This is a genomic window from Rheinheimera faecalis (assembly GCF_021290965.1).
In the GTDB taxonomy this organism is placed as follows: Bacteria; Pseudomonadota; Gammaproteobacteria; order Enterobacterales; family Alteromonadaceae; genus Pararheinheimera; species Pararheinheimera faecalis.
Map to the genome: position 1 here is coordinate 17,576 of NZ_JAJOYT010000004.1, position 25,693 is coordinate 43,268.

Annotated in this window: 27 protein-coding genes and 1 riboswitch; of the genes, 8 read left to right on the plus strand and 19 right to left on the minus strand. The window is 46.8% G+C overall.

Features of this window, described 5'->3' with window-relative positions; translation table 11 throughout:
• Positions 1-31 precede the first annotated feature (31 nt).
• From narL to LSG34_RS08380, 3 genes are all read left to right on the plus strand, one after another.
• The gene (gene narL, locus LSG34_RS08370; RefSeq protein ID WP_332909086.1) at positions 32-676 is read left to right on the plus strand and encodes a two-component system response regulator NarL; all 645 of its coding nucleotides are present in this window, start codon (positions 32-34) and stop codon (positions 674-676) included.
• A gap of 35 nt (positions 677-711) precedes the next feature.
• On the plus strand, positions 712-1,947 hold the full coding sequence (moeA, locus tag LSG34_RS08375) for a molybdopterin molybdotransferase MoeA (RefSeq protein WP_233008373.1): 1,236 nt from the start codon (positions 712-714) through the stop codon (positions 1,945-1,947).
• Positions 1,948-2,151: 204 nt separating this feature from the next.
• Positions 2,152-3,819, plus strand: a complete 1,668-nt coding sequence (locus tag LSG34_RS08380) for a thiamine pyrophosphate-binding protein (protein ID WP_233008374.1) — start codon at positions 2,152-2,154, stop codon at positions 3,817-3,819.
• 10 nt (positions 3,820-3,829) lie between these two features.
• Here LSG34_RS08380 and modC read toward each other — a convergent pair whose 3' ends face one another.
• The 12 genes from modC to LSG34_RS08440 all read right to left on the minus strand — a co-directional run bounded on the left by modC (position 3,830) and on the right by LSG34_RS08440 (position 13,512).
• Positions 3,830-5,047: a molybdenum ABC transporter ATP-binding protein gene (gene modC / locus LSG34_RS08385; RefSeq protein ID WP_233008375.1), complete on the minus strand. Its 1,218-nt coding sequence runs from the start codon at positions 5,045-5,047 to the stop codon at positions 3,830-3,832.
• Positions 5,044-5,721, minus strand: coding sequence for a molybdate ABC transporter permease subunit (gene modB, locus LSG34_RS08390; RefSeq protein WP_233008980.1), 678 nt, complete (start codon positions 5,719-5,721; stop codon positions 5,044-5,046). The genes modC and modB overlap by 4 nt, the downstream gene beginning before the upstream one ends.
• A gap of 8 nt (positions 5,722-5,729) precedes the next feature.
• A complete protein-coding gene (gene modA / locus LSG34_RS08395) occupies positions 5,730-6,515 on the minus strand; it encodes a molybdate ABC transporter substrate-binding protein (protein WP_233008376.1) in 786 nt (261 codons plus the stop codon).
• Positions 6,509-6,982 (minus strand): molybdenum cofactor biosynthesis protein MoaE, encoded by a 474-nt coding sequence (locus tag LSG34_RS08400; protein WP_233008377.1) that lies wholly within the window; start codon positions 6,980-6,982, stop codon positions 6,509-6,511. Before LSG34_RS08400 ends, modA begins: the two co-directional genes overlap by 7 nt.
• Before the next feature lies 1 nt (position 6,983).
• Positions 6,984-7,232, minus strand: a complete 249-nt coding sequence (moaD, locus tag LSG34_RS08405) for a molybdopterin converting factor subunit 1 (protein ID WP_233008378.1) — start codon at positions 7,230-7,232, stop codon at positions 6,984-6,986.
• Entirely contained in the window at positions 7,232-7,792 is a 561-nt protein-coding gene (gene moaC / locus LSG34_RS08410; protein ID WP_233008379.1) for a cyclic pyranopterin monophosphate synthase MoaC, read from the minus strand. The genes moaD and moaC overlap by 1 nt, the downstream gene beginning before the upstream one ends.
• Positions 7,789-8,349: a molybdenum cofactor synthesis domain-containing protein gene (locus LSG34_RS08415; RefSeq protein WP_233008380.1), complete on the minus strand. Its 561-nt coding sequence runs from the start codon at positions 8,347-8,349 to the stop codon at positions 7,789-7,791. Before LSG34_RS08415 ends, moaC begins: the two co-directional genes overlap by 4 nt.
• 42 nt (positions 8,350-8,391) lie before the next feature.
• Positions 8,392-8,952: a molybdenum cofactor guanylyltransferase gene (gene mobA, locus LSG34_RS08420; protein WP_233008381.1), complete on the minus strand. Its 561-nt coding sequence runs from the start codon at positions 8,950-8,952 to the stop codon at positions 8,392-8,394.
• 49 nt (positions 8,953-9,001) lie between these two features.
• Entirely contained in the window at positions 9,002-9,973 is a 972-nt protein-coding gene (moaA, locus tag LSG34_RS08425; protein WP_233008382.1) for a GTP 3',8-cyclase MoaA, read from the minus strand.
• Positions 9,965-10,124: riboswitch (molybdenum cofactor riboswitch) on the minus strand. It overlaps the preceding gene by 9 nt.
• Positions 10,125-10,312: 188 nt before the next feature.
• On the minus strand, positions 10,313-10,717 hold the full coding sequence (locus LSG34_RS08430) for a putative zinc-binding protein (RefSeq protein WP_269822841.1): 405 nt from the start codon (positions 10,715-10,717) through the stop codon (positions 10,313-10,315).
• A gap of 247 nt (positions 10,718-10,964) precedes the next feature.
• Positions 10,965-12,182, minus strand: a complete 1,218-nt coding sequence (locus LSG34_RS08435; protein ID WP_233008383.1) for an NnrS family protein — start codon at positions 12,180-12,182, stop codon at positions 10,965-10,967.
• 28 nt (positions 12,183-12,210) lie between these two features.
• A complete protein-coding gene (locus LSG34_RS08440; protein ID WP_233008384.1) occupies positions 12,211-13,512 on the minus strand; it encodes an MFS transporter in 1,302 nt (433 codons plus the stop codon).
• Between the two features lie 306 nt (positions 13,513-13,818).
• Here LSG34_RS08440 and LSG34_RS08445 point away from each other — a divergent pair, with 306 nt between their 5' ends.
• Together LSG34_RS08445 and LSG34_RS08450 are read left to right on the plus strand one after the other, a co-directional pair.
• Positions 13,819-15,315 carry a NarK family nitrate/nitrite MFS transporter gene (locus LSG34_RS08445; protein WP_233008385.1) on the plus strand — a complete coding sequence of 499 codons (1,497 nt, stop codon included), beginning with the start codon at positions 13,819-13,821 and terminating at the stop codon, positions 15,313-15,315.
• 30 nt (positions 15,316-15,345) lie between these two features.
• Positions 15,346-17,106: a bifunctional protein-serine/threonine kinase/phosphatase gene (locus tag LSG34_RS08450; RefSeq protein WP_233008386.1), complete on the plus strand. Its 1,761-nt coding sequence runs from the start codon at positions 15,346-15,348 to the stop codon at positions 17,104-17,106.
• 4 nt (positions 17,107-17,110) lie between these two features.
• Here the strand turns inward: LSG34_RS08450 and mog are convergent, their stop codons facing one another.
• From mog to ubiU, 3 genes are read right to left on the minus strand one after another with little or no spacing between them, the layout of a single operon-like run.
• A complete protein-coding gene (mog, locus tag LSG34_RS08455; protein WP_233008387.1) occupies positions 17,111-17,668 on the minus strand; it encodes a molybdopterin adenylyltransferase in 558 nt (185 codons plus the stop codon).
• Between the two features lie 4 nt (positions 17,669-17,672).
• A complete protein-coding gene (locus tag LSG34_RS08460; RefSeq protein ID WP_233008388.1) occupies positions 17,673-18,566 on the minus strand; it encodes a U32 family peptidase in 894 nt (297 codons plus the stop codon).
• A 4-nt stretch (positions 18,567-18,570) separates the two neighbouring features.
• The gene (gene ubiU / locus LSG34_RS08465) at positions 18,571-19,566 is read right to left on the minus strand and encodes a ubiquinone anaerobic biosynthesis protein UbiU (RefSeq protein WP_233008389.1); all 996 of its coding nucleotides are present in this window, start codon (positions 19,564-19,566) and stop codon (positions 18,571-18,573) included.
• Positions 19,567-19,669: 103 nt separating this feature from the next.
• Between ubiU and ubiT the strand changes: the two genes are divergently transcribed.
• Positions 19,670-20,164 carry a ubiquinone anaerobic biosynthesis accessory factor UbiT gene (gene ubiT / locus LSG34_RS08470; protein WP_233008390.1) on the plus strand — a complete coding sequence of 165 codons (495 nt, stop codon included), beginning with the start codon at positions 19,670-19,672 and terminating at the stop codon, positions 20,162-20,164.
• A 136-nt stretch (positions 20,165-20,300) separates the two neighbouring features.
• On the opposite strand, the gene LSG34_RS08475 is transcribed toward ubiT, so the two are convergent.
• The gene (locus tag LSG34_RS08475) at positions 20,301-20,549 is read right to left on the minus strand and encodes a hypothetical protein (RefSeq protein ID WP_233008391.1); all 249 of its coding nucleotides are present in this window, start codon (positions 20,547-20,549) and stop codon (positions 20,301-20,303) included.
• Positions 20,550-20,697: 148 nt separating this feature from the next.
• A complete protein-coding gene (gene ytfE / locus LSG34_RS08480) occupies positions 20,698-21,396 on the minus strand; it encodes an iron-sulfur cluster repair protein YtfE (protein WP_233008392.1) in 699 nt (232 codons plus the stop codon).
• A gap of 173 nt (positions 21,397-21,569) precedes the next feature.
• Between ytfE and norR the strand changes: the two genes are divergently transcribed.
• Positions 21,570-23,093 carry a nitric oxide reductase transcriptional regulator NorR gene (gene norR, locus LSG34_RS08485; protein WP_233008393.1) on the plus strand — a complete coding sequence of 508 codons (1,524 nt, stop codon included), beginning with the start codon at positions 21,570-21,572 and terminating at the stop codon, positions 23,091-23,093.
• 57 nt (positions 23,094-23,150) lie between these two features.
• Entirely contained in the window at positions 23,151-23,924 is a 774-nt protein-coding gene (moeB, locus tag LSG34_RS08490; protein WP_233008394.1) for a molybdopterin-synthase adenylyltransferase MoeB, read from the plus strand.
• Here the strand turns inward: moeB and LSG34_RS08495 are convergent.
• Together LSG34_RS08495 and LSG34_RS08500 are read right to left on the minus strand one after the other, a co-directional pair.
• Positions 23,887-24,303 (minus strand): putative zinc-binding protein, encoded by a 417-nt coding sequence (locus LSG34_RS08495; protein ID WP_269822842.1) that lies wholly within the window; start codon positions 24,301-24,303, stop codon positions 23,887-23,889. The two genes, moeB and LSG34_RS08495, sit on opposite strands and share 38 nt — an antisense overlap.
• 135 nt (positions 24,304-24,438) lie before the next feature.
• Positions 24,439-25,614, minus strand: coding sequence for an HPP family protein (locus LSG34_RS08500; RefSeq protein ID WP_233008395.1), 1,176 nt, complete (start codon positions 25,612-25,614; stop codon positions 24,439-24,441).
• Positions 25,615-25,693: the final 79 nt, after the last annotated feature.

A 25,693-nucleotide genomic window follows, 5' to 3' on the forward strand; every position in this document is an offset into this window, starting at 1 on the left:
GTACCGGGAGATTTGGATGTCGGAGAATGAAATGTCGGAATGTAAAACAACGGTAATGCTTGTCGATGATCACCCCCTACTTCGCAAGGGGCTTCGTCAGTTATTGAGCTTTGAACCTGAGTTTGAAATTATTGCAGAAGCTGGCTCCGGCGCTGAAGCCTTGACCATAGTGTCTGAAACGGAACCTGATTTGATTATTCTGGATTTGAATATGCAGGGCATGGATGGGCTTGAAACCTTAAAAAGATTTCGTGACGAGGGCATCACCTCACGAATTGTCATGCTGACTGTCTCAGATAACAACGAAGATGTTGTTAAGGCTATTAGTCAGGGAGCTGATGGTTATTTACTGAAAGACTCTGATCCTGATGAGTTGTTAGAGCAAATAAAAAAAGCCGCGAGCGGAAAAATGGTATTGAGTGATGCCGTGAATGCGGCGTTAGCGGCGGCCATCAGGCGGCCTGCGGAAAAGCCAGCTGCCGACATCAATAGTTTAACCAACAGGGAATATGAAATATTGAGTTTAATTGCTAAAGGGCGCAGCAATAAACTTATTGCACGTGAATTAGATATCTCAGATGGAACAGTAAAGGTGCACGTTAAACATTTATTGAAGAAACTCAATTTACGTTCCAGAGTTGAAGCGGCTGTCTGGATGGTGAACAACCAGAATTAAAGTGACACCGTTTTACGAAGACAAAGGACCTTTTAATGAAAGCCTCTCAGGGTAAGAATACGATGTTGACTTTTGAAGCAGCAGTTACAACTTTGTTAAATGCTGTAAGTTGTAAGCTTTCTGCAGAAATGATGCCGTTAAGTAGCTGTCTTGGTCGAATCCTTACTGAGGATATTAATTCACCATTACAAATACCCTCCTATAACAATTCAGCTATGGATGGTTACGCTTTTAAGTTTTCCGACCTTGACGCATATGCTTCGTTCAGAGTAATTGGGCATAGCCTGGCTGGGCATCCCTATCATCAAGTTGTTCCCGCTGGCTGTTGTGTTCGGATTATGACGGGAGCCGAATTACCTCTTGGATTGGATACTGTTGTGATGCAAGAGGACGTTTTAGTTCACTCTGCTGGCTGTATTGAATTTAAGCAAAAGGTTTCAGCGGGTTCTCATGTGCGTCTTGCTGGCAGCGAGATTGAAAAAGACACCTTAGTATTGTCCGCAGGACAGAGACTCGGTCCTTTGCACATTGGTTTGGCTGCGACTTTAGGATTTGCCAAATTACCCGTGTTTCGGAAGCTGAAAGTGGGCGTATTATCAACGGGTGATGAGCTTGTAAAACCGGGGGAGGGTCTTCGAGACGGACAGCTATATGATAGTAATAGGTTTGTTTTGGCCGCAATGTTGAAACGGCTAGATGTTGAATTGGTTGATTTTGGATGGGTGGCTGATGATCCTTCACTGCTAAAAGCTCTATTCCAAAAAGTTGCGGATGAAGTTGACGTTTTGATCACAAGTGGCGGCGTTTCCGTGGGTGATTCTGATTACACCAAACAAGTCCTCGCCGAATTGGGGCAAGTGGACTTTTGGAAGGTTGCAATCAAACCCGGAAAACCATTTGCGTTTGGCAAATTAAATGCCTGTTGGTTTTTTGGCTTACCAGGTAATCCGGTCTCTGCGATAGTCACTTTAGATCAACTGGCACAACCCGCTCTTCGGAAGTTAGCTGGAGAGAAGTTGATTCAAACGCAGTTATTTGAAGCCATTGCTTCGCAAACCTTTCGCAAAAAGCCCGGGCGCCTTGATTTCCAGCGAGCATTTGTTGAACAGTCCAATGGACGCCTTACTGTCCGGCCGGTTGGTAAAGATAGTTCGGGTATGCTGACGTCATTAATTGATGCGAACTGTTTCGCTATTCTTGAGGCCGAACGTTCTGATGTCGCAGCCGGGGAACTGGTCAAAGTACAGTTTTTCAGTGAGCTATTAAACTAGCGCACTGTTCTTGCACGTTTTTTTCCGCCAACTCCTGCAGCTATGCGCTGTTGCATAGCTGCTGTTGTTCAAAAGCCGGAGATAGGGAGTAGATGTTAGTACCCCCTTATTGCCATCCTCAGCTGCTGAACAGCTTGATCTAAATCAATAATGCATCACCCGCTTCGCCGCACACTTTGTGAACTAAAACTATGAGGTGTGATTATGAAGCTGGTCGATTTATTGTTACAGCAGATTGAACAAGCTGGTGCCCAGCAAATTTTCGGCATTCCGGGTGACTTTGTTTTGCCGTTATTTTTGGCGATAGAGCAATCCGGAAAAATCCCACTGTATTACCTGAGTCATGAACCATCTGCCATCTTCGCTGCGGATGGTGCTGCCCGGATCAGTAATAAACCTTCTGTTGCTGTGCTGACCTATGGTGCCGGAGCGCTCAATGCGGTAAATGCGGTGGCTCAGGCTTATATGGAACAGGTTCCTCTTATCATCATTGCCGGTTTTCCCTCTGAGCAAGAACTAAAAAGAGAATTAGTGATCCACCATCAAGCCCGCCATGTCGACTCCCAACGGGACATTTATCGGGAGATCACCTGTGCACAAGTCAGGTTAGACGACGTCAACACGGCAGCCGCTGAACTTTCTTATGCGATCCACTGTTGTCTGAAAGAATCCCGGCCCATATTGATTGAAATGCCAAGGGATGCGTCAGCCTGGGTACTGCCAGCCATAGATGTTGAGCGGGCCGATCCAAAACCATGCAACGCCCTGATTCATTCAGAGCTTCAGCATCAACAACTATTGGCTGTTGCAGCAGAGGAGATTAAAAGACGGTTAGTTCAAGCGAAAAAACCAGTGTTGTTATGTGGTATTGGCGTTCGCCGTTTTGGCATTGGCGCATTAGTTGAGCAACTTTCCTCCCAATTGAATATTCCTATGATGACCACTTTGCTGGGACGAGCTTGTGTTGACCAGTTACATCCCATGTATGCGGGGGTTTTTATCGATAGCAAGGATCAGTCTCAGTATGAACTGATCCGGGACGCCGATTTAATCATTCAGTTAGGCGTGATTCAAAGCGATAGTAATTTTGCTGCTCATCAGGCATTGTTTCCGATAGAGAAATCTATACTTGTCCAGCAAGGAGAGCTCAGGATGGCAGGCTTTGCCTTCCATGATTTGGCTATTCGGGATCTATTGTCCGTTTTGCTGGCTACAGATTTAGCTGCATTTTCTCACCAGATCGCTAAACAAACCCGATTGAAAAGCCGAAGAACCCGCACTGCGAACAGCTTTAATTCGGTCAATGCCGTTGCTTTAGTGGATGAAATCCTCAGTCATCACTCTTCTGTTGTTCCTGTGGTCAGTGATATTGGTGATTGTCTTTTCGCGTCTTTGCATCTGAGATCTTCAACCTTGTTAGCTCCTTCCTTTTACGCCTCTATGGGGTATGCCGTGCCGGCGGCGCTGGGCGTTCAGGCTGCAACGGGTAGTCGTCCATTAGTATTAGTCGGCGACGGCGCCTTCCAAATGACAGGACTGGAGCTTGGACATTGCACCAGATATGGTTTTGCTCCTATTATCTTGTTGTTCAACAACAGTAGCTGGCAAATGATCAAAGCTTTTTCACCCGATTTAAGTTCTACCTGTCTACAGGGGTGGGATTACTCAGTTATTGCCAAAGGCATGGGGGGTGAGAGTCATCAGGTCAGAAATTTTGATGAACTGGAACAAGCGATGACTATGGCGTTACAACAGCCAACAAAATTTACATTAATCGAGCTGATACTACCGGTCGACAGTCGTAGCGAACGTTTGCAGGCATTTGCAAATGGTTTTCTAGCTGCGCAGAAAAAAGCCTTACCGGTAATCTAGCAAATGATAGTCAACTGATAGCTGCAGCCTTTATATTTGCATAGAGCCTACAGCCTTTTTTAATGCCTAACTGGTCGAAAGAGTATTGGCTGATCTGAGCAAGCAACTGCTGACCATCACTGAGTGACAAATATAAAAATAGCTCAGCCGTAGAGGATGCCGCCTGCCAGTGTGTGACCTGCACGGGCAACTGCACCTGTATTGAACTCTGTTCTAAAGGTCGCAGGCTTACACTAACGTCTTTAGCCCGGATCCTTAATCTGCACATTTTAGGCAAATTGGTGCTGGGTGACGGTGATGCAGGCAATAGGATCCGCTGCTCGCTCAGTTCGAGTTGGCAGACCGAAGAGGGTAATGATGGCTCTTTGGGTAATTGCCTGGTATATAACACACTCATCGCTTCTGATTGCAATTCAGGCTCGCTGTGCAGTAATTTTGCTAGCGCTCCCTGAGCCTTCAGTTGTCCCTGTTCGAGCAGAATTAAAAAGTCTGCCAGTTGCACCACATCCTCTAACTGATGGCTGATCAACAAAACCGGAATATTGATATCGATAAGTACCCGACGTAAGTAGGGCACAATTTCTTGTCTGCCTATCCGATCCAGAGCGCTCAATGGCTCATCGAGCAGCAATAACTGAGGTTGTGCCAGCAGTGCTCGACCAAGAGCAACTCTCTGTTTCTGACCGCCGGACAATTGCTGCACAGCTCTGTGAAGCAGAGGGGTTAAATCAAGCTGCTGATAGATATCCTCAGGATGCAATTGACGTAAGTCTGGGCTGGTCCGCTGGTAACCAAATAGCAGATTTTGTTCAACAGTAAGATGAGGTAGCAGTGAATCATTTTGACTCACTAAGCCAATTCGCCTTTGCTCTGCCGGGCATTTGTACCTGTCTGAAAGCCAGACTTGCTCACCAAAACAGATGTCTCCGGTGATCTTGGGTTCAAGACCTGCTATTGCTCTGAGTAAGCTAGTCTTGCCGCATCCTGAGCGCCCAAAAATGGCGGTAATACCTGTTAAAGCAATCTGGGTCTTTATGCGTAACCGGAAACCTTGGCGTTGCAGAGAAATATCGAGCCATAACGATGAAGTTTCAGGTTTATCTGCACTGAGCATTTCTTTTACATCAGAGGAGTGAAAGAGTGAATGTATCAGCTGCCGGAGGTACGTTGTAGCTTTGCCTAAAGTGCCACCAGATACTTTAGCGGTAAAGTCGTGTCTGTCGTTCATCTGCGACTATCCTGCTGCCAGCGATTTAGAATGAATAGTAGTAAAACAGAGAGTACTAACAGGAAAAAAGACAGCTGATGGGCTGCATCGTAATTCATGGCTTCAGTGTGATCGTAAATAAGCACGGAAAGTACTTTAGTTTCGCCAGCTATACTACCGCCAATCATCATGATCATGCCAAACTCTCCCAAGGTATGGGCGAAACTCAAGCTGGCTGCTGCTATTAAGCCTGGTTTTGCCAGAGGCAGTAGCACATTGTAAAACCTGTCGAACTTTTTAGCGCCCAGTAAGGCGGCCGTCTCCAGGGGCTGAGTGCCAATGCTACGAAAACACTGCTTCAGAGGCTGCACAGCAAATGGCAAAGAATAAATTACCGACCCCAGTACAAGCCCCTCAAAACTGAATAACAAAGGCGGCAGTCCTGCGGCAGTAAGCCAGTTCCCAATGCCATGATTTGGACTGAGCAGTAGCAAGAGATAAAAGCCAAGCACAGTTGGAGGCAACACCAGAGGAAGAGTGACCAAAGCCTCAACGAAACTATGACGTTTCTGTTGACCAAATGCCAGCCACCAGGCCAAAGGAATAGCAATACACAATAAGATCAGGGTGGTCAGGCTACACAATTTGAGTGTCAGCCAAATAGCTTGCCAATCTTCTGTGCTAAGGCGGAACAACTCAGTATTCATGGCGCAGTGAATCCATAACTGAGCAGTAATTGTTGTGCCTGGTTTGAGCGCATAAAGTCACTGAACTGGTGAGCTCTAGCGCTTATTTGGGGGGAGCTTTGAGCTCTTTTTATCTTGATAAAGGCTGTGATTAATGGGGAATGCAGGTCTTGATTGATCATCGGATAAGGCTGGATCTGCTCAGGTTTAGTTACCAAGGCCATACCCACTAATGCGGCATCGGCGGCGCCGCTTTGCACCAGTTGAAAGGTCTTGGCGACATTTTCTCCATACACAATTTTATTTTCCAGCTTGTGCCAAAGTCCACTCTTCTCTATAGCTTGTTTAGCTCTGTCGCCATAGGGAGCGTGTTGTGGTTCTGCGATGGCGATACGTCGAAAGCGCGAAGCTGTAAGATCGGCTAAGCGCAGAGCGGGTTGCAGTGTTGCTCTGGTCACTAATACTAAATGACCACGACCTAGAGCAACCGGAGCTTGCTGGGCAAAACCTTTTTGCCATAACTGCTCGGCGAAATGTATATCTGCAGAGAAATAGAGATCATAAGGAGCACCGTGTTGGATTTGTTGGCTCAGTTTTCCAGACGATCCAAATACGATTTGTACTGGTATTCCTGGCTCGGTCCGTTGAAATTCGAGGCTTATAGCGTTTAATGCGTCACGTAAATCTGAGGCTGCCGCAACTCTGAGTACAAGTTGTGGTTCAGCATGCATACTGAAACTCACAATACAAAGCAAGCTACAAAAAAACTTCAATAAGGACTGTGTTGGCCAGGTTTTCAACATTTTGACCACCTGTCGTATTGCTGTTGATCGCTGGTTTTCGCCTCAACCCACAGCGTTCCTGATGCATCATGTTGCTTTTTCCAGATAGGCACCTGGTTTTTTAAATAATCCATGATGAATTCTGCACCTGCAAAGGCCGCTAAACGATGGCCAGCAGCAACCCCAACCATGACAATTTGCTGTTCAGGAGTCAGATACCCCACTCGATGAACGATGTGCACTGCGTTCAAGGAAAAACGTTGAACCGCCTGTTCAGCAATACTAAACAGGCACCGCTCAGTCATTCCCGGGTAATGCTCTAATTCCAGCGCTTTCAACTCAAGCTCAGGGTGATCACGTACCAGACCGACAAAGGTGACTATTGCGCCGCAATAAGGGGTTGCGGCCAACTGCCTGTAAATCATCTCCTGAGAAAAATCCTCAGTCTGAACTTTTACTGTGATAGCTGCTGATTGTTTCTCAGTCATGTTATCCTCCTGTGACAGGAGGAAAAAAAGCTATCTCATCACCACTTTGAATCATTTGATCCTTTTTGGTCAGTTGTTGATTTACCGCACAAAGCAAATTTGTGCGGTTGATTGACTCGGCAAAAGCTGGCAAATGAGCACAAAGCTGATGCTGCAGCTCTTCAACACTGCAGCTTGTGCTCAGTGGGAGGTTCAGGCTGTCTTGTTGCAATCTTTCGCGCAGAGCGCCAAAAAATAGGATCCGGATCATCAGAAGTCTCCTTGTTTGCCGATTAGAGTATGGTCTTGATAGCTGTCTCTGTGCTGTACATAATCTTCACGTATCCAGACGCCCGATTTCCCGCCCGTTTTCTCTTCAAGCTTGATGTCTGTGATGACGATGGCCGGGTCGACTGCCTTACACATGTCATGGATAGTCAGTGCGCTTACGGCCGCAGCAGTCAAGGCCTCCATTTCGACCCCCGTGTTTCCATTGACCTCGCAAGAGGTCATTATTTTTACCTGTCCTGATGTTTGATCCGCGCTGAATTCCACCTGAACTTTAGTGAGCAGTAGGGGGTGGCACAGTGGGATCAGGTCACTGGTTTTTTTGGCTGCCATGATCCCCGCAATACGGGCGCAGGCAAAGGCGTCCCCTTTTTTTAGAGAAGCGGATAACAGCAAGCCCACCACTTCAGGAGTGGTGATCACGACAGCTGATGCTATCGCTTTTCGCGAGCTCACGGCTTTATGGCCAACATTCACCATTTGGGCACTGCCGTCTTTGGTTAAATGCGTAAGGGTTGCTGCTACATTAGGGTCATTGTTCATACACTACCTTCTTCGTTATCCAAGTCTTTACTACAGCCAGAGCTGATGTTACATAGTTGCCCAACAAAATTGCATGGGCCCTGACGCGCATCCAGTTGTGGCAGGATCAGCGCGAGCATGGCGAGCGAACATGCAGAAGGGGAGCCTGGTATAGCAAAAAGTAAGGTCTGATTGGCAAGACCGGATAAGGCCCGCGACTGCATACTTGAGCTGCCAATTTGTTGATAAGACAAGCAGCGGAATAGCTCGCCAAATCCTTCCACTTTTTTATCCAGTAAGGGCAGCAGCGCTTCCTCCGTACAATTATCCGGCGCAAAACCTGTGCCTCCGTTGAGGATAATCACCTGACTAGCGGGGTCCGCAATAAGTTGCGAAACTATGGCTCTGATTGTATACAAATTCGACCGGACTATTTCACGATAGCTCACGCAGTGCCCTGCCTCGGTCAGTAATTGATGGATTAAATGCCCACTCTCATCGGTGTCCGGGGTATGGCGATTTGAAATAGTCAAAACAGCGATACTAAGTGACTTAAAGGGCTTCGTTTTTTTTGCCATGTTGCATGCTCTCTCAGAAAATTCGGACTGATTTTTCACCCATCATGGTTGGTGATACTGAAGGTTTTTTGCATGATCCCCGCAGAGCTGTATCACATGCTGCCACTGATCCGGTGTATTGGTATTGGCCAGTGCTTGCTGGTCTGGGCACTCTATTTCTACAACACCGAAGCTCTGTAAAAATTGCTGAATCGAGCGGTCCGGCGTTTTTTGTTGCAGTTGATTTGATAACCAGTGTTTTACTTCAGTGGTATTAGGTATGACCGCAGGTAATGGAGAGTCTGCAAAGCAGCTACAAGGATGTTGTAGAAGCAACTTCAATAAATCTGCAGTAAGTAATGGCGTGTCGACCGGCAGCACCAGGCAATGCTTCGCATTGACATGCAATAAGGCGGATTGAATACCAGCCAAAGGTCCGGCTCCCGGGTACAGATCATTGATAAAGCCGGGTTCATTTCGGCTGATCAGTATTTGATTGATGCCTGCCGCTTTAACCAGAGCCACTGCGCGATGTAGCAGGGTCTTGCCTTGTAGTTTTAACAGCGCCTTGTCTTGCCCCATCCTTGAGGAACGACCTCCAGCCAAAATTATTGCACTTTGCATGACCACTACACCCGCTTTGTATTGCATATCAGGATGACTGTTGTTTGCATCAGCCGCCGATCATTGCCAGATGGCGGGTTGCGCCGGTTTTTTGCTCTGCGAGTTGATGACTACTGCTTTTAAATTGCAAACTTTGTTGCAAAAACTGCTGAACTTTGAGCGGTTGGTCTTGTTGTAGCAAGTGTCGAAGACTGCGATGCTGCTCGGTGAATAAACACAGATAGAGTTCTCCCAGACTGGAGACTCTGAGTCTGTTACAGTCTGCACAAAAGTTTTTGCTGTATGGCATGATCAAGCCAATGCCGCCCTGGTGGGATGAATGGTAGAACTCTTGCGCAGGGCCGGCGTCTTGGTCTTTCACCGCCTGCAACCAGCCAGCCGCCAATAATTGTTGTTTGATTTCTTCACCTGAAAGGTGCTGACGCGCAAAGAAAGCATTGTTATCACCGGTTTGCATCAATTCTATGAATCGCAAGGTGATTGCACGGTGTTTCACAAAATCCATAAATTCCGGCAGTGCACCTGAATTATGTTGCCGAAGTAAGACCGTATTGAGCTTTAATTTTTTAATACCAAGCTGAGTTGCCAGTTCAAGACCTTCCAGAATTTCAACCAGCTTGTCTTGTCCTGTAATGAGTTCAAAAGTCGCAGGGTCAAGGCTATCCACACTAACGTTCAACGCGTCTAAACCTGCATCAAGCCAGCTACTTATATCCCGTTTTAGTCTGTAGCCATTTGTGGTCATCGCCACGGTTTCTATGCCGGGCGTTTCTTTGCAGATGGAGATTATTTCGCATAGATCGCGTCGAAGGCTCGGCTCTCCACCTGTTAATCTGATTTTTCGGGTGCCAGCCATAGCGAAGGCCGTAACCAGCCGCTTTATTTCCGGCAAGGTGAGTTCGTGACTACGAGTCTGACATTCGTTTCCATTTGGCAGGCAATAGCTACAACGGAAATTACAACTTTCTGTCAAGGATAGTCTGAGGTAGCTGAATCTTCGGCTAAATTGATCGTGAAGCATGGTTGTACACCTTTCCAAGTCGGGAGGTCGGACTGTTTCCAATCAGGCCCGGTGGCACTATTACCACGGCAGAAGCAGACGGATAGCTGTTCGCTACCTCGTATCCGGTGTTTCCGGACTTAGCCCACATCGCTCGGCGTTAGATCAATGTTAGAGTGCTTAGCTATTTATTGATATGACCTTCAAGTGGCGGGTGTGCTACCCATTTAGGGGTAGTCACTTAAAGGCGTTACCAGTTAAATGGCTAGAACGCATGGAAATATTTTTCGGGATCTATGGCAAGAACACCCGAATGTACAGACTCTGATCCTTTAAAAATACAGCTCGCACGTGAAAGCATTAATGCATGCTTTGAACCTGAACCTGCTCGGCATAAGATGCTGGCGGTAGTATGTCCTGTTGAATATGTTGCAATAGTTTATAAGCCTGCTGAAGCTCGTTTTGACCTTTTTCCATGGCTTCGGTTTCGAAGCTGGTTAGCTCCAAATGCCAGGTGGGAACCACTTGATGACAGGCCAGCGTGCGTTTTACGCAATTGAGGGGACAGCCATCAATGGCCAGAATATTCCTGCCTGATTTGGCGATCCGCACCAATGGCTTTACTTGTCCTCCTACCCCTGCGATACAGGACATTTCTGCAATGCCCTCACGGTCAAGCACTACGGCAAGATCGTTGGCCAATTGAGCAACTTTGGAGCAGCCTGAACACGCATAGACTAGAGGTTTATCTGATTTCGTTGCCATATTTATCTCCTGTACATTTGCTATACCCAAGACATTTGAAATAGCGCCTGGATGGTGCAGCCAACAAAGGGGGCTGCTTCAAAAACGAAGGGTATATGCAGTCTAGGCTGCTCAGCCTGAAGAAGATTGATATAAATCAACACTAGTGTTCAGCTACTACTTCATAGGTAGTTGGTGAGGGGGATTTCTACCCTGGTCACCTCAAGACGCTGAATTTTGCATTTTGAAGTGACCTGGGTACATGGCTTTAACCTGGTCTGCCGTCTGCTCTGTCTGTTGTCAGTATTCTGCTGTAGCAAAAACAAAACAGACTATAAGCGGACACCCAAAATATGATCGAGAGAGCCAGAATAGTCTGAGTCAACTCTGGGAAGAGGATCAGCAGCAGGCTTCTGCTGATCCCTGCGCTTAGAACCAACATAAAGGCTGGCACCATAAGAGGGGACACCTGAAGAGGTCTTCCTGTGTGTCCTAACGATACTCTGGCCATCATGGCCAGAATCATTGACCCCATGGCGCCCGCTGTTAAAGCATGCATTGCGGTGCTTTTGAGTATCGCATTGCCATTCAAACTTATGCCACTGTAGTGCATTGCAAATAAAGCCAGCCCTACGGGAATGAACCAGTAGGCCAAATGTAAGGACCAGAGCAGTGGCACTTTGAAGGTGATCCAAAGTTTCCAGCGTGCACAGCGAACAGACAACAGAGCCGCTGCGACAGCATAAAGCAGACCAATCACTGGGTGTGGCAGATAATTTTCCAGCTTGAGAAACTGTTGAATGAAAATAAGCCAGAGGGCTCCGAGTGCCAGTCGATCCAGCCAGACAATGGGGTCAACCTTTTTGGTCAGGGTACCATTGGCGGTAAACATAGGCAGCACCCGTCCACCGAGGATACTCATCAATAAGGTAATGAGTAGTACAGCGTTGTACAGCCCATGTTGCTGTAATGCATAGTCATGCAGATATAAACCTAGCCAGCTAATCGCATTACAGGCAGTCAACAGAAGTAAGATGGGGATGAAAAACAAATTCCTGACTTGTTTTGCAGCCAGAATGGGGATGGCAAGCAAAACAGCAGCCGAAGGTAAAAAAACTATATCTATAAAGATGACTAACCATAGAGGCAAAGCAGCTCCCCATAACATCAGCGCTCTGGATAGGAGCCACAGGGTGATAAGGAAAAATAGCTGCTTACCATGTGGAGCTCTCAGCCCGGTCCAGTTTTGCATCGCCGTCAGTAAAAAGCCGATGACAATAGCGCAGGCAAAACCGAAAATCATTTCATGGCTATGCCAAAACAGGATATTTCCAACAGGTTCAATATGGATTTTTCCGAACAGCGCCAGACCCCATATCAAAATGGCCAGAGCGCTAAAGGCCGCACCAAACAAGAAGAGTGGACGAAAAGCCAGTCTGAGTAACGGATGCATTTTAAGCTCAGTTTCCAGGTCAGTGATTTGCATATCTGTTTCCAGTAGTTAAGTTGAAGGCTTAATTATCTTCATCTAATAAAAAATTATGAGCCCGTGCTAAAGACAGTTCCCGTTGATAAAGTTGCTGTTGATTCGCGAAAAACATCAGGATCATACAAAGTGCCAGCACGCCATATAGCAGCATAAAACATGCAGTGTGAATGCCTAATATGTCTTGAGATAAACCAAACATCAGCGGCAAAGTGCAGCCGCCAAGAGCACCTATAGCCGCAACCATACCTCCTGCTGCGCCTAATTGTTCAGGATAATAATCATAGAGCGTTCTGAATACACTGGCTCTGCCAAGCCCTTGAGCTATGCCAATCACAAAAATCAGAATGGTAAAGAGCCAGATGTTGATATTAATTTCCAGAACAACTTCTTTTTCTATGCCATGTATCACTAGACTGGTGGGCGGATAGCTCAGGATAAATAAACAAATCAGGCAAATCCAGAATACACTCCAGTTGACCGCTCTGCCTCCATACTGATCGGCCAACCAACCTCCAAGTGCTCTGGCCATACTGGATGTGATCACAAAGAAAAGCGTGAACGTCATCGCATCTGATGCACTGAGTTGATAAGCCTGCATATAGTAATGCGGTAACCATAACAACAGCGCAAGGAAGCTGCCAAAGACAAAATAGTAGTAGAGTGAGAAACGCCACAGTCGCATCTCTTTGAGTAACTGCAGTCCTGACATCAAACTCTGTGCTGGTGCGGCGTCCATTCTGGAACTCTGTGCTGTTTTAGGCTGAGTCAGCGCAGGCATGGCTGGAGAATATAGATAAAAAAACAGCAGAACTAATGCGGTCAGTAGGGCGTAAACAGCGCCAGTGCTGATGGGGAGTTGCCATTTTTCAAGTTGTGGCACTAAAAATAAACTAAGTGCAGCGCCGGCATTACCAGTACCAAATAACCCCATTACAGTGCCTTGCGAAGCGGGGGGATAAAATGCTGAAACATACTGAATGCCAAAAGTAAAGGAGACACCTGATATCCCCAGCCATAATCCAAGACTAATCAAGCTGAGCATAGTTTGGGCATAAGGCAACAGCAGTAGTGCCGGTATTAACAACAGCATCAATCCCATCCACAGTACGCGTGGATCTTTGGTTTTTGTCAGCAAACCAGCCGGGAAGCGCAGTAAAGCCCCCGTCACTATGGGAGCTGAGACGAAGAGACCATATTCAGTGGCGCTAAATTTTAACTCTGCTGCAAGTTCAAGTCCTACCGCAGCATACAAACACCAAATTGCAAAGCACCAGGCAAAAGCCAATACCGAGCAAATAAGGGCCCTTCGGGCTTGTGGATGAGACATCAGATAGCCTCTGTTCTAACCTTAATGGAGATAATAAACCTGTTTGAATCATCGAGGGGAGGGGCGGGGGAGTATCTCTTTCGCTTTTGTTTTTATGGCGCTTCGGGTTGCTGTACCACTTAAGGGGTAGAGGGGGTTGTACTGGAGCGCTTTGGCTGGGAATGACCGGCTACCTCTATGTGGATAGCCGATTCCGGAGGGGCGGTTTGTGGATTTTTTTGATTGATCAAAGTCAATGTTTTTAGTCTGCAGACTCTCTATTCTTCAGCTGGTTTAAATCTAATAGGTTCCCCACTGGAGGTTTATATGTCCAAGCTGTCCTCTTCCGCTGCTGATGTCGGAAAGGTCAATTTGCTGAATTTTGGCGATGCAAAAATAAAAACACTGCATTTGACCTGGTTCGCCTTTTTTCTGACTTTTGTGATGTGGTTTAACCATGCACCTCTATTAACAGAAATTAAGCAGGCGCTGAGCTTAACTGACGCCCAGATAAAAGCCTTGCTCATTCTGAACGTTGCCTTGACTATCCCTGCCAGGATAGTGGTTGGGATCCTTGTTGATAAGTTTGGCCCAAGGATCATGTACAGTCTGTTGTTGCTGATTTCTGCTTTCTTTTGTATTGGATTTGCGCTCGCTGAAAGTTTCGAAACTCTGGCATTATTCAGATTTTTGCTGGGCTTTGTAGGCGCTGGCTTTGTGGTGGGGATCCGGCTGGTAGGGGAATGGTTTCCAAGTCATCAGGTGGGCACAGCTGAAGGGATTTATGGCGGTTGGGGCAACTTCGGCTCAGCTGCGGCAGCTATGACGCTTCCGACTATTGCGCTGCTTTATGGTGGTGCTGATGGCTGGCGCTATGCGTTGATCAGTGTGGGTGTATTAAGCGCTGTTTATGCCCTCGTTTTTTATCATCAGGCCCGCAATACACCCAAAGGCTCAGTGTATTTTAAACCTAAAAAGAGTGGAGCAATGGAGGTCACAAGTTGGACCGATTTGTGGCTACTGATAGTGTTAAATATTCCAATGCACCTGGCTCTTGCTATGTTGGCCTGGAAAATGTCTCCTGCAGGCGTCAATCTGTTTTCTGAACAATACATGTATCTGATTTGGGCCAGTTTAGTCATTCTGTATATTGTTCAGACTCATCAGGTGTGGCGGGTCAACGTTGAACATTTACGCAAAGGTGTGCCTCAACACGAAAAGTACTCCTTTAAGCAAGTGGCTATTTTAGATCTGGCGTACTTCACTACCTTTGGTTCTGAGTTAGCCGTAGTCTCGATGTTGCCTTTGTACTTTCTGGATACCTTTGAAGGTTTAAGTCCTGTCAGTGCAGGTATACTGGCCTCCAGTTTTGCGTTTATGAACCTGGTCTCCAGACCTATGGGCGGCTGGTTTTCAGATAAATTTGGCCGGCGGAAAAGTATGGTGTTGCTGATCGCTGGTTTATCTGCTGGTTATTTTATGATGGGCTTGATGGACAGTCATTGGTGGTTGCCACTTGCAGTGTTCGTTAGCATGGCCTGTTCGTTTTTTGTTCAGGGTGGTGAGGGCGCTGTATTTGCCATAGTACCGCTGATCAAAAGAAGAATGACAGGTCAAATAGCCGGCATGGCTGGCGCTTACGGTAATGTCGGGGCCGTGGTCTATCTGACCGTGTTGAGTTATGTGGATTACAGTACATTCTTTTATGTGATTGCGGCATCCGCCTTGGTTGGATTAGTGGCTGTGATGTTTCTTGATGATCCAAAGGGACACATGACTGAGGTAGACGAAGAAGGCAATGTGCATCACATACATGTCAGCTAATCTAAGTTACTTAGCTTGAACGGAGGCTCAGTGTTCCCAGATGTTATAGCTGGTTCTGACGGTATGTTGTTACAACTTGCCGTTGGTGGTGAGACTTTGGCTGGTATCAAAGCTTCTAATGAAGATGCCATTAGCCAACAGCTCCCTTCAGATAAGCATTTGCTTGTGCACAAAGGGGCTTGCTTTTGTGTCGCTGATGGCGTGAGTTCAGCGGAAGCGGGGCTAGAAGCCAGCCACTATGCAGTGAAGTATTTTGCCGAAGAATACCTGAATACTCCCGATAGCTGGTCGGTACCCTATAGCGCTGGCCAGCTTATCGCTACTATAAATAGTGCGCTCTATAAACAAAGCCATCAGTTTAGCAATAATGAAAAAGGCTTCTTAACGACCTTTGACGCACTGGTGGTTAAATCTCGGACGGCTTATTGGTTTCATATCGGCGATGGTCGGATCTATCTGTGGCGACAAGGCCTGCTGCGTCAATTGACGCAGGACCATACCACTGTTCTTAGCGAAAGCAGGCAGTTTTTGGGACGGGCTTTGGGGATGGATCAAAGTGTCCTATGGGATCAGGATGCCATCAGCATTGAAAATGGCGACAGATTTTTACTTTGTACTGATGGTTTATATGATTTTGTTGAGGAGTCAGAGCTGTTTGCTGCGCTAAGTAGCGAACGGTCTGCAGAGCAGGTGTCTGCTGATCTCTGTCAGTTGGCGCTCTGCAAAGGCAGTGACGACAATGTCAGTGCATTGATAGTCGATATTCTTAGTTTACCTTCAGAGAGTCTGGATGATTACAGTGAACGTTTAACCAGACTGCCTTTTTTACCCGTGCTGGTACCCGGAATGAAGGTAGACGGATACCTGATAGAAAGAGAGCTGTTCTCAAGCAGTCGCAGCCATTTATATCTGGTTCGTGATACAGAAACAGAGCTTTGCTGGGTGTTAAAAACACCCTCTGTAAACTTTTGCGAGGATCATGCTTATATCGAGCGTTTTATTCGTGAAGAATGGATAGGTTTGAGAATACAGCATCCTCACGTCGTTCAGGTTCACAGGCAAAAGCGTGCCAGAACTTTTTTATATTACTTGCTTGAATATATTGAAGGCGAAACACTGGAACAGTGGTTTGCTAAGGCAAGTAAGCCTATCAAACCCTCAAAAGCTATTGCTTTGGTTCGTCAAATTGCGGATGCCGTATTGGCGTTGCATCGACAAGGTGCTGTGCATCAGGATCTGAAACCAGGCAATATCATGGTTCGTCATGATGACCAGTTGATCCTGGTGGATTTTGGCTCTGTTTATGTCGCTGGCTTAGCGGAAATTTATTCACCTCTTGCTCAGGATAGTGCGCTGGGTACTGCCAGCTATTCCGATCCGCATTATTTACTTGGACATAATTCAGGTGAGCAGGGTGATGTGTACGCTCTGGCGACCATCTGCTACGAACTTTTTACCGGTGAGCTTCCGTACGGTCCGAAAGTGGAGGAATGCCAGAGTATGCGTGATTATCAGAAGTTACGTTACAAACCCAGTTATTTGCATAATCCTGTGATCCCTCTTTGGTTTGACAAGGCGTTAGAGCTGGGAGTGAGCTTGGATTTATCCCAGCGTTATGCCTCAGTTCCTCTGCTGATGAAAGATCTGCAAAATCCTAATCCTCTGTTTTTACAGCAGCAGGTGGTGGCTAAACACAAAACAAACCGGCTGCTGTTCTGGCAAATGATGTCAGGTTTTTGGTTTGCCACTCTGCTTTTGGTGATCTGGTTGTTCTTGATCCGCAGCAATTGAAGTGTCAGTTTTTCGGTCTGAATACTTTCATCACGGCTTCATTGGTTTGCAGATAAGGGCCATTCATCAGGTCAAGACAATAAGGTACAGCCGGAAATACGGCGTCCAAACATTGACGAATAGCAGAGGGTTTACCTGGTAGATTGATAATAAGACTATTACCTCTGAGTCCAGCCGTTTGTCTGGATAAAATCGCTGTAGGGACATATTTTAACGACTCTTGTCGCATCAGTTCTCCAAAACCCGGCATCATCCGGTCGCACACTGCCTCTGTCGCTTCCGGGGTGACATCACGTTTTGACGGCCCTGTTCCTCCAGTGGTGACAACCAAAGCGCAGCCTGCCTGGTCAATCAGTTCGCAAAGCGTTTTTTCAATCAGATCTTTTTCATCGGGGATCAAGCGATACTCTGCTTGCCATGGGCTTGTCAGGTAGTCTGTGAAGGTATCAATGATTGCCTGGCCAGATATATCCTCATACACTCCTGCTGAGGCTCTGTCGCTGATGGTGACAATGCCAATTCTGGCCTTGTGCTGCTGATTTTCTGTATTTATGTTTGCCATTAAATTACTCAACCTCTATCTGATTTAACCCTGCTAATTGATGCCAGTATCCGTTGCAATCTCCAGGTGGCAGTGCAGTGCGTTTTTCTTGTTGAAATTGCTCCAGCCAATAAAACGTATGGTCCGGCTCCGGGCTGATCCTGACTAAATCCACCAAACCATGCATGGAGGGTAAATCATTGAGTAAGTTATATCTATCTCCTGACTGGGTTTGGATACCGTTGAGCAGAAACATGCTCTTTCCGTCCTGGCTGTTTGCCAGTCGTCCTTTTGGATACTTCAGACAGCAGAGTTCACATTGATCTTTTGAGCGGTTTTCGGAGCGGGCGGTAAAACAGCGTCCTGACCAGGCCAGGGGTAAATGGCCCAAAGCAAATACCTCCACTTCAAAACAATCCCGGACATCAGCGATCAAAGGTTGATGCAAGATGTTAGATAACCAGTCCCGCGAAAGTTCTACCGGCATAACCCAACGTTTCATGCCCAGTTGCAGTAGTTGCCGCAGTGCGACATGGTTGTACACGCTCACTGCTGCGCCGACCGTAAAGGGCAGTTGCTGCTCTTGCAGCATGGAAATAGCACCGACATCGTTGGCCTCAATCATAAACTCGCCATTGTCACAGTAGCGACGAAGTTCACGAAGCTCGGAGGGAGACTCCAGCAGGGTCATGGTCGACAACACCACTTCTTTGCCGGCTTCACGCAGCATCAAGGCAATGTCCATATAATCCGAGAACTTGAGCTCTCTTCTTTTTGCGCAGACCGTCTCCCCCAGATAGACGACATCAGCTTTTGAAGCTGCCGCCTCCTGATAAAACAGTTGCATCTGCTGTTTGGTCCAATAGTACTGAACCGGGCCAAGAGTAAATTTTAAAGGTTGGATAGATGCTGTGGTCATGAACTTATTTCCAGGCCCGGTGATAAGCGCCAAGAGTGGTGTGGCTGCCTTCGGAAATTGATGCCAGTAGTTTGTCCCAGGCGGGCTGAACTTCAAAGGCGGTTGGATCGGCAAGAAGTGAATCAATGGCCTGTCGCCATACTCTGGTTAAACTGGCTACATAAGATGGACTGCGCTGGCGTCCTTCAATTTTGAGCGACTTCACCCCTTCTTTGTAAAGCTCAGGCAGCAGGCTTAAGGTATTTAAGCTGGTAGGCTCTTCCAGCGTATGGTATCGCTCTCCATCGACGTCGAAGCGGCCTTTACATAAGGTGGGGTACCCGGCAGTTTCATGCTTCTCAAAACAATCAATCAGCATGCCGTTTAGTCTTGATTCAAGCCGACCGTCAGTGGTTTCTTCCCAGCGAACAAAGGATGCCGGAGAGCAAGCACCAAAGGTATTGGGGGATTGGCCTGTCAGATAGGAGCTGAGGTAGCAACGACCTTCAGCCATAATACACAAACTGCCAAATGCAAAGACTTCAAGGTCAATATCAGTGCTGCGCGCCAGCGCTCTTACTTGTTGAATGGAGAGGACTCTGGGCAGCACGACACGTTTAATATTGTACTGACGATAAAAGTCTATGGCGGCGAGATTTGTCGCAGAAGCTTGTACTGACAAATGAAGTTCGGTTTCAGGATAACGCTCAGCTGCATAGGCAAGTACCGCCATGTCAGCGATAATCAGTGCATCTGCTCCGGCATGTACGGCTTGATCCACTGCGTGCTGCCATAATTGCCATGTGTCTGGATGTGCAAAGGTGTTGATGGCGACATGCAGCTTTTTCCCTGCTTTATGTACATAGGCAGCCGCTTCTGCCAGCTTTAAATCATCAAGATTTAACCCAGCAAAATTACGCGCGTTGGTTTCGTTTCTAAGTCCTACATAGACGGCATCAGCTCCGTTTTCAATGGCTGCTTTCAAGGCCGCTACACTTCCGGCGGGACACAATAATTCCATGCCTACTACCTCTTTTGCCCGATGGGCGTTTTAATCTGTCTATGACACTATGTGCGCCATTCAGATCTTCAGTATAAGTTGTTGTGTCACAGAGGTGTTCCCTATGTTTAAAAGCAAAATGATTACCCCAAAAGTGATAGCTGCCTTGCCTGCGTTCGGTAAAACGCTATCTGACTTGTTGCCTTCATCGTTAAAAAATGTGTTGATTAGTAAGGTGTTGAACCGGCTTTTTGTCACCGCCTGCCAGCAAGGGGAGCTGGATTTTTTAAAAGGAAAAATAGTTCTTATTGAAGTGAGTGACTTTGAATTTCAATTTAGCCTGAGCTTAGTTGAGCAGAAATTACTGGTGAATTCTGTGGTGGCAGCACCTGATTTAAGAGTAATGGCCAGCAGCGAGGACTTCTTTCTGCTGTGCAGCGCTAAAGTGGATCCTGATACTCTGTTTTTCCAGCGCAGGTTAAGCATGTTGGGAGATACTGAGCTTGGGCTTTACCTGAAAAACTTCCTTGATAGCTTTGATACGACAACCCATATGCCAGCTTCGGTGTTGAGTGTGCAACAACATATAGCAACTGAGTTATTAAAGCTCAGGGAATAGACTTCGCAGTATGTTTTAAATGAGAATTTTATATTGTCGCTATTGAGTTAAATGTGGTGTGGACTTGAGGTAATAGTCTTGAAATATCAGAATTTGTTTCAGATCTGCCTGAACTCGACTGCGATCTAGGGCTTATTTAGCTGGCACAATCACTAGATTTCAGTTCTGCATTGAGTTTTAGCAGACGTATCTTCACTAAATCTAAATTAATTGCCATCATTTCACTCATAGCTAAATAACGTTTAGATGGGTTTTGAGTTGTCTTAAGTTCGCTCTGAAGCTGAGAGAAACGAGTTCTGAGTTTATGTTCTGTAAAGTCTTGGACTGCAAGGATGTTGTTGTCTGTTTTGGAAGCGAATGTCATATTGGTTTGTCTAGGTTGCACTGGATGTTCTTATTCTGTGTTCTTTGAATATAAACTGGCTATACACCACATTAGGTATTCATGAGGATATTGAGAGTGAGGCATTTATTTGTATGCCTCACTAATTAATCACGACTTGGTTCTGCAGAGGTTGAGCTACTGCTTCAGGTTATTGGCAACTGCCGCAGCACATGTGTTTTTCGGCTGGTTGAGCAGAGGGCTCCCACTCGACAAATAAGATTTCATTCTCCAGCAAGATATGATTCATCAGATCTTCTTTTAATTCCTTTAGACCTAAGTACAAAGCAGTCCAGGTATTACATGCTCCGTCTGGCAGCGTGATATTGTTGGTGAGTGCATCAAGCTTTTGTAAGGCGTCGCCATGTTGAATATGCTCTTCTTCCATAACGGAAATCGGACCTGAAGGGTAGATACCTCTGGCAAGCATAGGAAACAAAATCTGTTCCTCTTTCATCATATGGCTTTCTAATTCCTGATACATATCTTCCAGATGATCCGCTAATCCTGTCGGGCAGTCTTCGGCTGTGGCATGCACATGTTCAACACGACGGGCTAAGCGGCACAACTCTGGTAGTTGTTGGCGATGACGTTGATGGTAACGTTCCAGGATATGCTCAATCAGCTGTTTCACTGGCACACTTCTCCAATCCGTCATTTTTTCTCCCGAATTGAGAAGTTTCTGCAATTGCTCGACCACTTGCGTGGGGGGCAGTTGTTTTTTCGCCAGAGCTTCGGCCAGGCTTTGACTACCTCCACAACAAAAATCAAGTTTGTGTTGATGAAATACCGAAGTAGCCCCAGGGATTGTGGTCGCGATTTCCCCTAACGATTTATCTAGTAATGACATAAGAGCTCCTGAGATTGACTGAGTTTGATATGGACGAGTTGTTTCTCCATGCTTAAACATCGCAATACTCAGGCCAGATATACCACCTTTGATTTATATGGCTTTTTTTTTTAGCGTGGTAAATTAGACCCAATTGATGTTGGGTTTAATACACCACGAAGGTGAAAAGTACCATGCTGGAAGAAAGCCTTATTGCTGATTTGGTGACTGACTTGCCTGCTGCCGTGCGTTTACAGCGGCTTGTAAGCACATTACGCAGTCATTTCGCATGTGGAGCTGTCGCTATACTTCGGCTTGAAAATGATGTGCTCAAACCTGTGGCTTTGCACGGGCTTGTCCGCGAGGCTTTAGGCAGGCGGTTTGTGGTGTCGCAACACCCCCGGCTTGCTGCAATTCTTGCAAGCCGTAACCCCGTTCGATTTGAACCAGGTTCAGAGCTGCCCGATCCATACGATGGCTTGTTGGCTGATCAACCTGGGCAAGCGTTGCCAGTGCATGATTGTATGGGGACTAGCTTGTATGTCGAAGGCCGGTGCTGGGGGGTATTAACTCTTGATGCACTTGAGGAAGGCCGTTTTACTGAGGTTGCAGTGTACCAGTTACAGCGATATAGCTTATTGGTTGAAGCTTCTGTCCGTATGACTGAACTGGAACAGGCAAATCGTGCTCTGCGTTTGAATCATCAGCATGAGAGTGAGCAAGGTAAAGAATTACCTGAGCGCTACGAACTGATAGGGCAAAGTTCAGGTTTACAGCAAATATTGCAGGAACTTACCGTAGTGGCAAGTTCAGACCTTCCGGTATTACTGTTGGGCGAAACCGGCGTTGGCAAGGAGCTCTTTGCCAGACATTTGCATCGATGCTCGCCCAGAAGAAATAAGCCGATGATTTACGTCAATTGCGCAGCTTTGCCCGAAAGTCTGGCGGAAACTGAATTGTTTGGCCATGTCAGAGGCGCATTTTCCGGCGCTCATGGTGAGCGGATGGGACGGTTTGAAGCTGCGGATGAGGGCACTTTATTTCTCGATGAGGTAGGTGAATTACCACTGTCTATACAGGCAAAGTTATTAAGGGTTTTACAAAATGGTGAGATCCAACGTTTAGGCAGTGACAAGCAACGTCAGGTCAATGTGCGTATTGTGGCTGCGACGAACAGGGATTTGCATCAACAAGTAAAAATAGGCGAGTTCAGAGCTGACTTGTACCATAGATTGTCGGTCTATCCTTTGCCTATTCCTCCGCTGAGGGAGCGACAGGAAGACATTCCATTACTTGCCGGTCATTTTCTCGAACTCAACCGAAGCCGATTAGGCATGAGGGCTCTGCGCTTGTCTGCATCGGCAGAGCTCGGGCTTATCAATTACAGCTGGCCCGGAAACATCAGAGAGCTTGAACACGTCATTAGCAGAGCGGCGATCAAGGCGTTAAGCCGCGGCGCCCAACGTTCAGACATTGTGACCATAGAGCCAGACCTGTTGGATATATTTGACGGTATGCAGAATATTCCCGACTCTGAGCACTATAGAGTGGACGAGTTAAGTCATGTCACTTTGAGGCAAGGCGTAGAGCAACTGCAGAAATCGCTGATCCGCCAGGCTGTTGATAAAAATAATGGCAGTTGGTCTCAGGCGGCCCGCCAACTGGATTTAGATCCCAGCAATTTACATAAATTAGCTCAACGACTCGGGTTGAAATAATCAACCTGAATTCGGGATAAGCAACGCCACTGAAGACGCAGATTAAATGGTAACCACATGACAAAAAAATCCCGCGACACGACTGAATTAAGTACAGCTGAAGCCTTACGCTACAGCCGGCATTTGATGCTGCCCGCCATGGACTTTCGTGGTCAGGAGGCTTTACTCTCATCAAGAGTGTTAGTGGTGGGAATGGGAGGGCTTGGCTGCGCAGCTGCTCCTTATCTTGTTGCCAGTGGTATAGGACATATCACTCTGGTCGATGATGATCTGATCGACCGAACGAACTTACAACGACAGATCCTGTATCGGGAAAGTGATGTGGGTTCGCCCAAAGCCGAACGTGCCTGCATGGCACTGCGAGAGCTCAATAGCGAAATAGAAATTGAAGCGCTGTGCAAAAGACTGGATGCAGAAGAGCTTGCTAAATCTGTGGCTGACTATTCGTTGGTGCTGGACTGTACTGATAATGTAGTAACAAGAAATGCGATAAACGAAGCTTGTTTTAAGGCTCGGGTGCCGCTGGTTTCTGGGGCCGCTATCCGTTTTGAAGGCCAGGTTGTATGCTTTAATATGCAAGAGGATATGCCTTGTTACCAATGTTTGAGTCTTCAGTTTACAGAACAGCAACTGACGTGCATGGAAGCCGGTATTTTGAGTCCGGTCGTCGGTGTTATAGGCGCTGTTCAGGCTCTGGAAGTCGTCAAAATATTAGCCTCTGTCGGAACCCCATCATTTGGAGTTCTTCAGCTTTTTGACGCCTTTCATGGCCAGTGGCGTCAATTTAAGTTAACTAAGGATCCAGAGTGTCCTGTCTGTGGCTCTCATTGATAGCGCGACTTTCGTTCGGCACAATCTCGTGTGGGAGTAATTCGAGTAGGTCGTATGCGTCAGTGACAACATAGTCCTCATGAGCGCGTTTTTTAAAGCCAAACTTTGTGAATTCGATATGCCAGGTTGGAACTACATTTATTGTCGCAAGGCATTGTTTTACGCAATTTAGTGGGCAGCCATCAATAGCTAATATAGATCTTCCCGATTGTGCTGTTTTTATAAACTCTGTGATATTGCCTCCAATACCAGCAATAGAAGACATTTCCGCCAGATTTTTCCTGTTTAGTATCAGGGCTAAATCATTAGCAAGTTGTGCCACGTTTGAACAACCAGAACAAGCATAGACCAGAGGCTTGTTGTCACTATCAGCTTTCATCATTCATTCCAGCGCGCAAGATTGAATTTTGAGTCTAATAGCTGCTGGCGGCAGAGCATTGATTCAAATCAAGTCGTTGCCCTGACTACCACTTTATGGGTAATCAGGATCTTACCTTGATGGTTGAATAAGACGTTACACCGCTTGTTGCAGAGGTTGTTGCTGAACCAATGTAGCCAATAGATCAGATTGGGTGATAATGCCACAGAGTTGCTGAGCTGCGTTGAGGACTGGGACCTGATGCAAGCCGTTGTGTGCAAGCAAAGGAATCAACGCCGCGATGTGATCTGTCTCGTTGACTGTGACCAGTTGACGATTCATCCAGTCTCCAACTGTAGCTCGCTTAGAATCAGATTTAGGTTTAAACCAACTGAGAATCTGTGTTCTGAACGAGAACAGATCAGATTCGGTCAAGTCTTTCACTACATCCACCAGGGTAAATATGCCTACCAGTTGCCGCTGCTGATCGATTACGGGCAGCATACTAACCTTGTGGCGGCGCAGTAGTTGCCAGGCTGTTTGCAATGGTGTTTCTGATGTTATGGTCAATAAATCTTTTGCCATAATATCGCGGCATAACAGCTGCGAGTGGCGACTAAAGGCATGCTGCTGAGCTTTATGGTACAGCTGTAATAAGTCGGTTTCACTGATATCCAGTACCCTATCCAGACTCTCTATTGCCGAGGCTAAGTCACTGTGCTGCAACTGCAACCTGTCGAGTGGCTTGGCGTCTGCCGTCGCTGGTGCGCCAGGCCCCTCCAGTGTTGTCTTTGCTTTAAGCCAGTAACGCTGCAGCAATAGTGCACAACTTAACATCACCAATAGATTAAGGCCTACCGGATAAAGCAGGAATTCTAATCCAGGCGCGGGCCCTGCTGTGGTTGCTATCACTGGGACCAGAGCTGTGGCACCTCCGGGTGGATGCATACACTCAAGCAAGTACATAACAAATAACACTACTGCGATGGTGGTCGCCGCCATCAGGGGAAAATTGTTAAACAGGTGACTGCATGCAAGGCCAATGGTTGCCGGGAACAAGTGACCAGCCAGAAATACCCAAGGTCTTGCTAGCGGACTGTTTGGTATACCGAATAGCAGTACTGCTGAAGCTCCCATTGACGCGAGTAATAGAATATAGCTGCTACCAGCGAGCAGTGTACTGCTGACCTGAGCCACCAGACCAAGCGCAATAAATGCGGCGCACACTACTTTTAAACGTTGTTGCAAGGTAATAGCCGACAAGCGCTGTTCGTGAGGGTGATATAACCCAAGTTGGCGCAGCAATCGTTGCAGCAGGGTATCTGGAGTCATGGGTGGATCTGGCCTGTTAGATGTATATATGTCTATGATAAACCGCACCAAAACAAAGCGTACAGAGTTTTTGTGAACT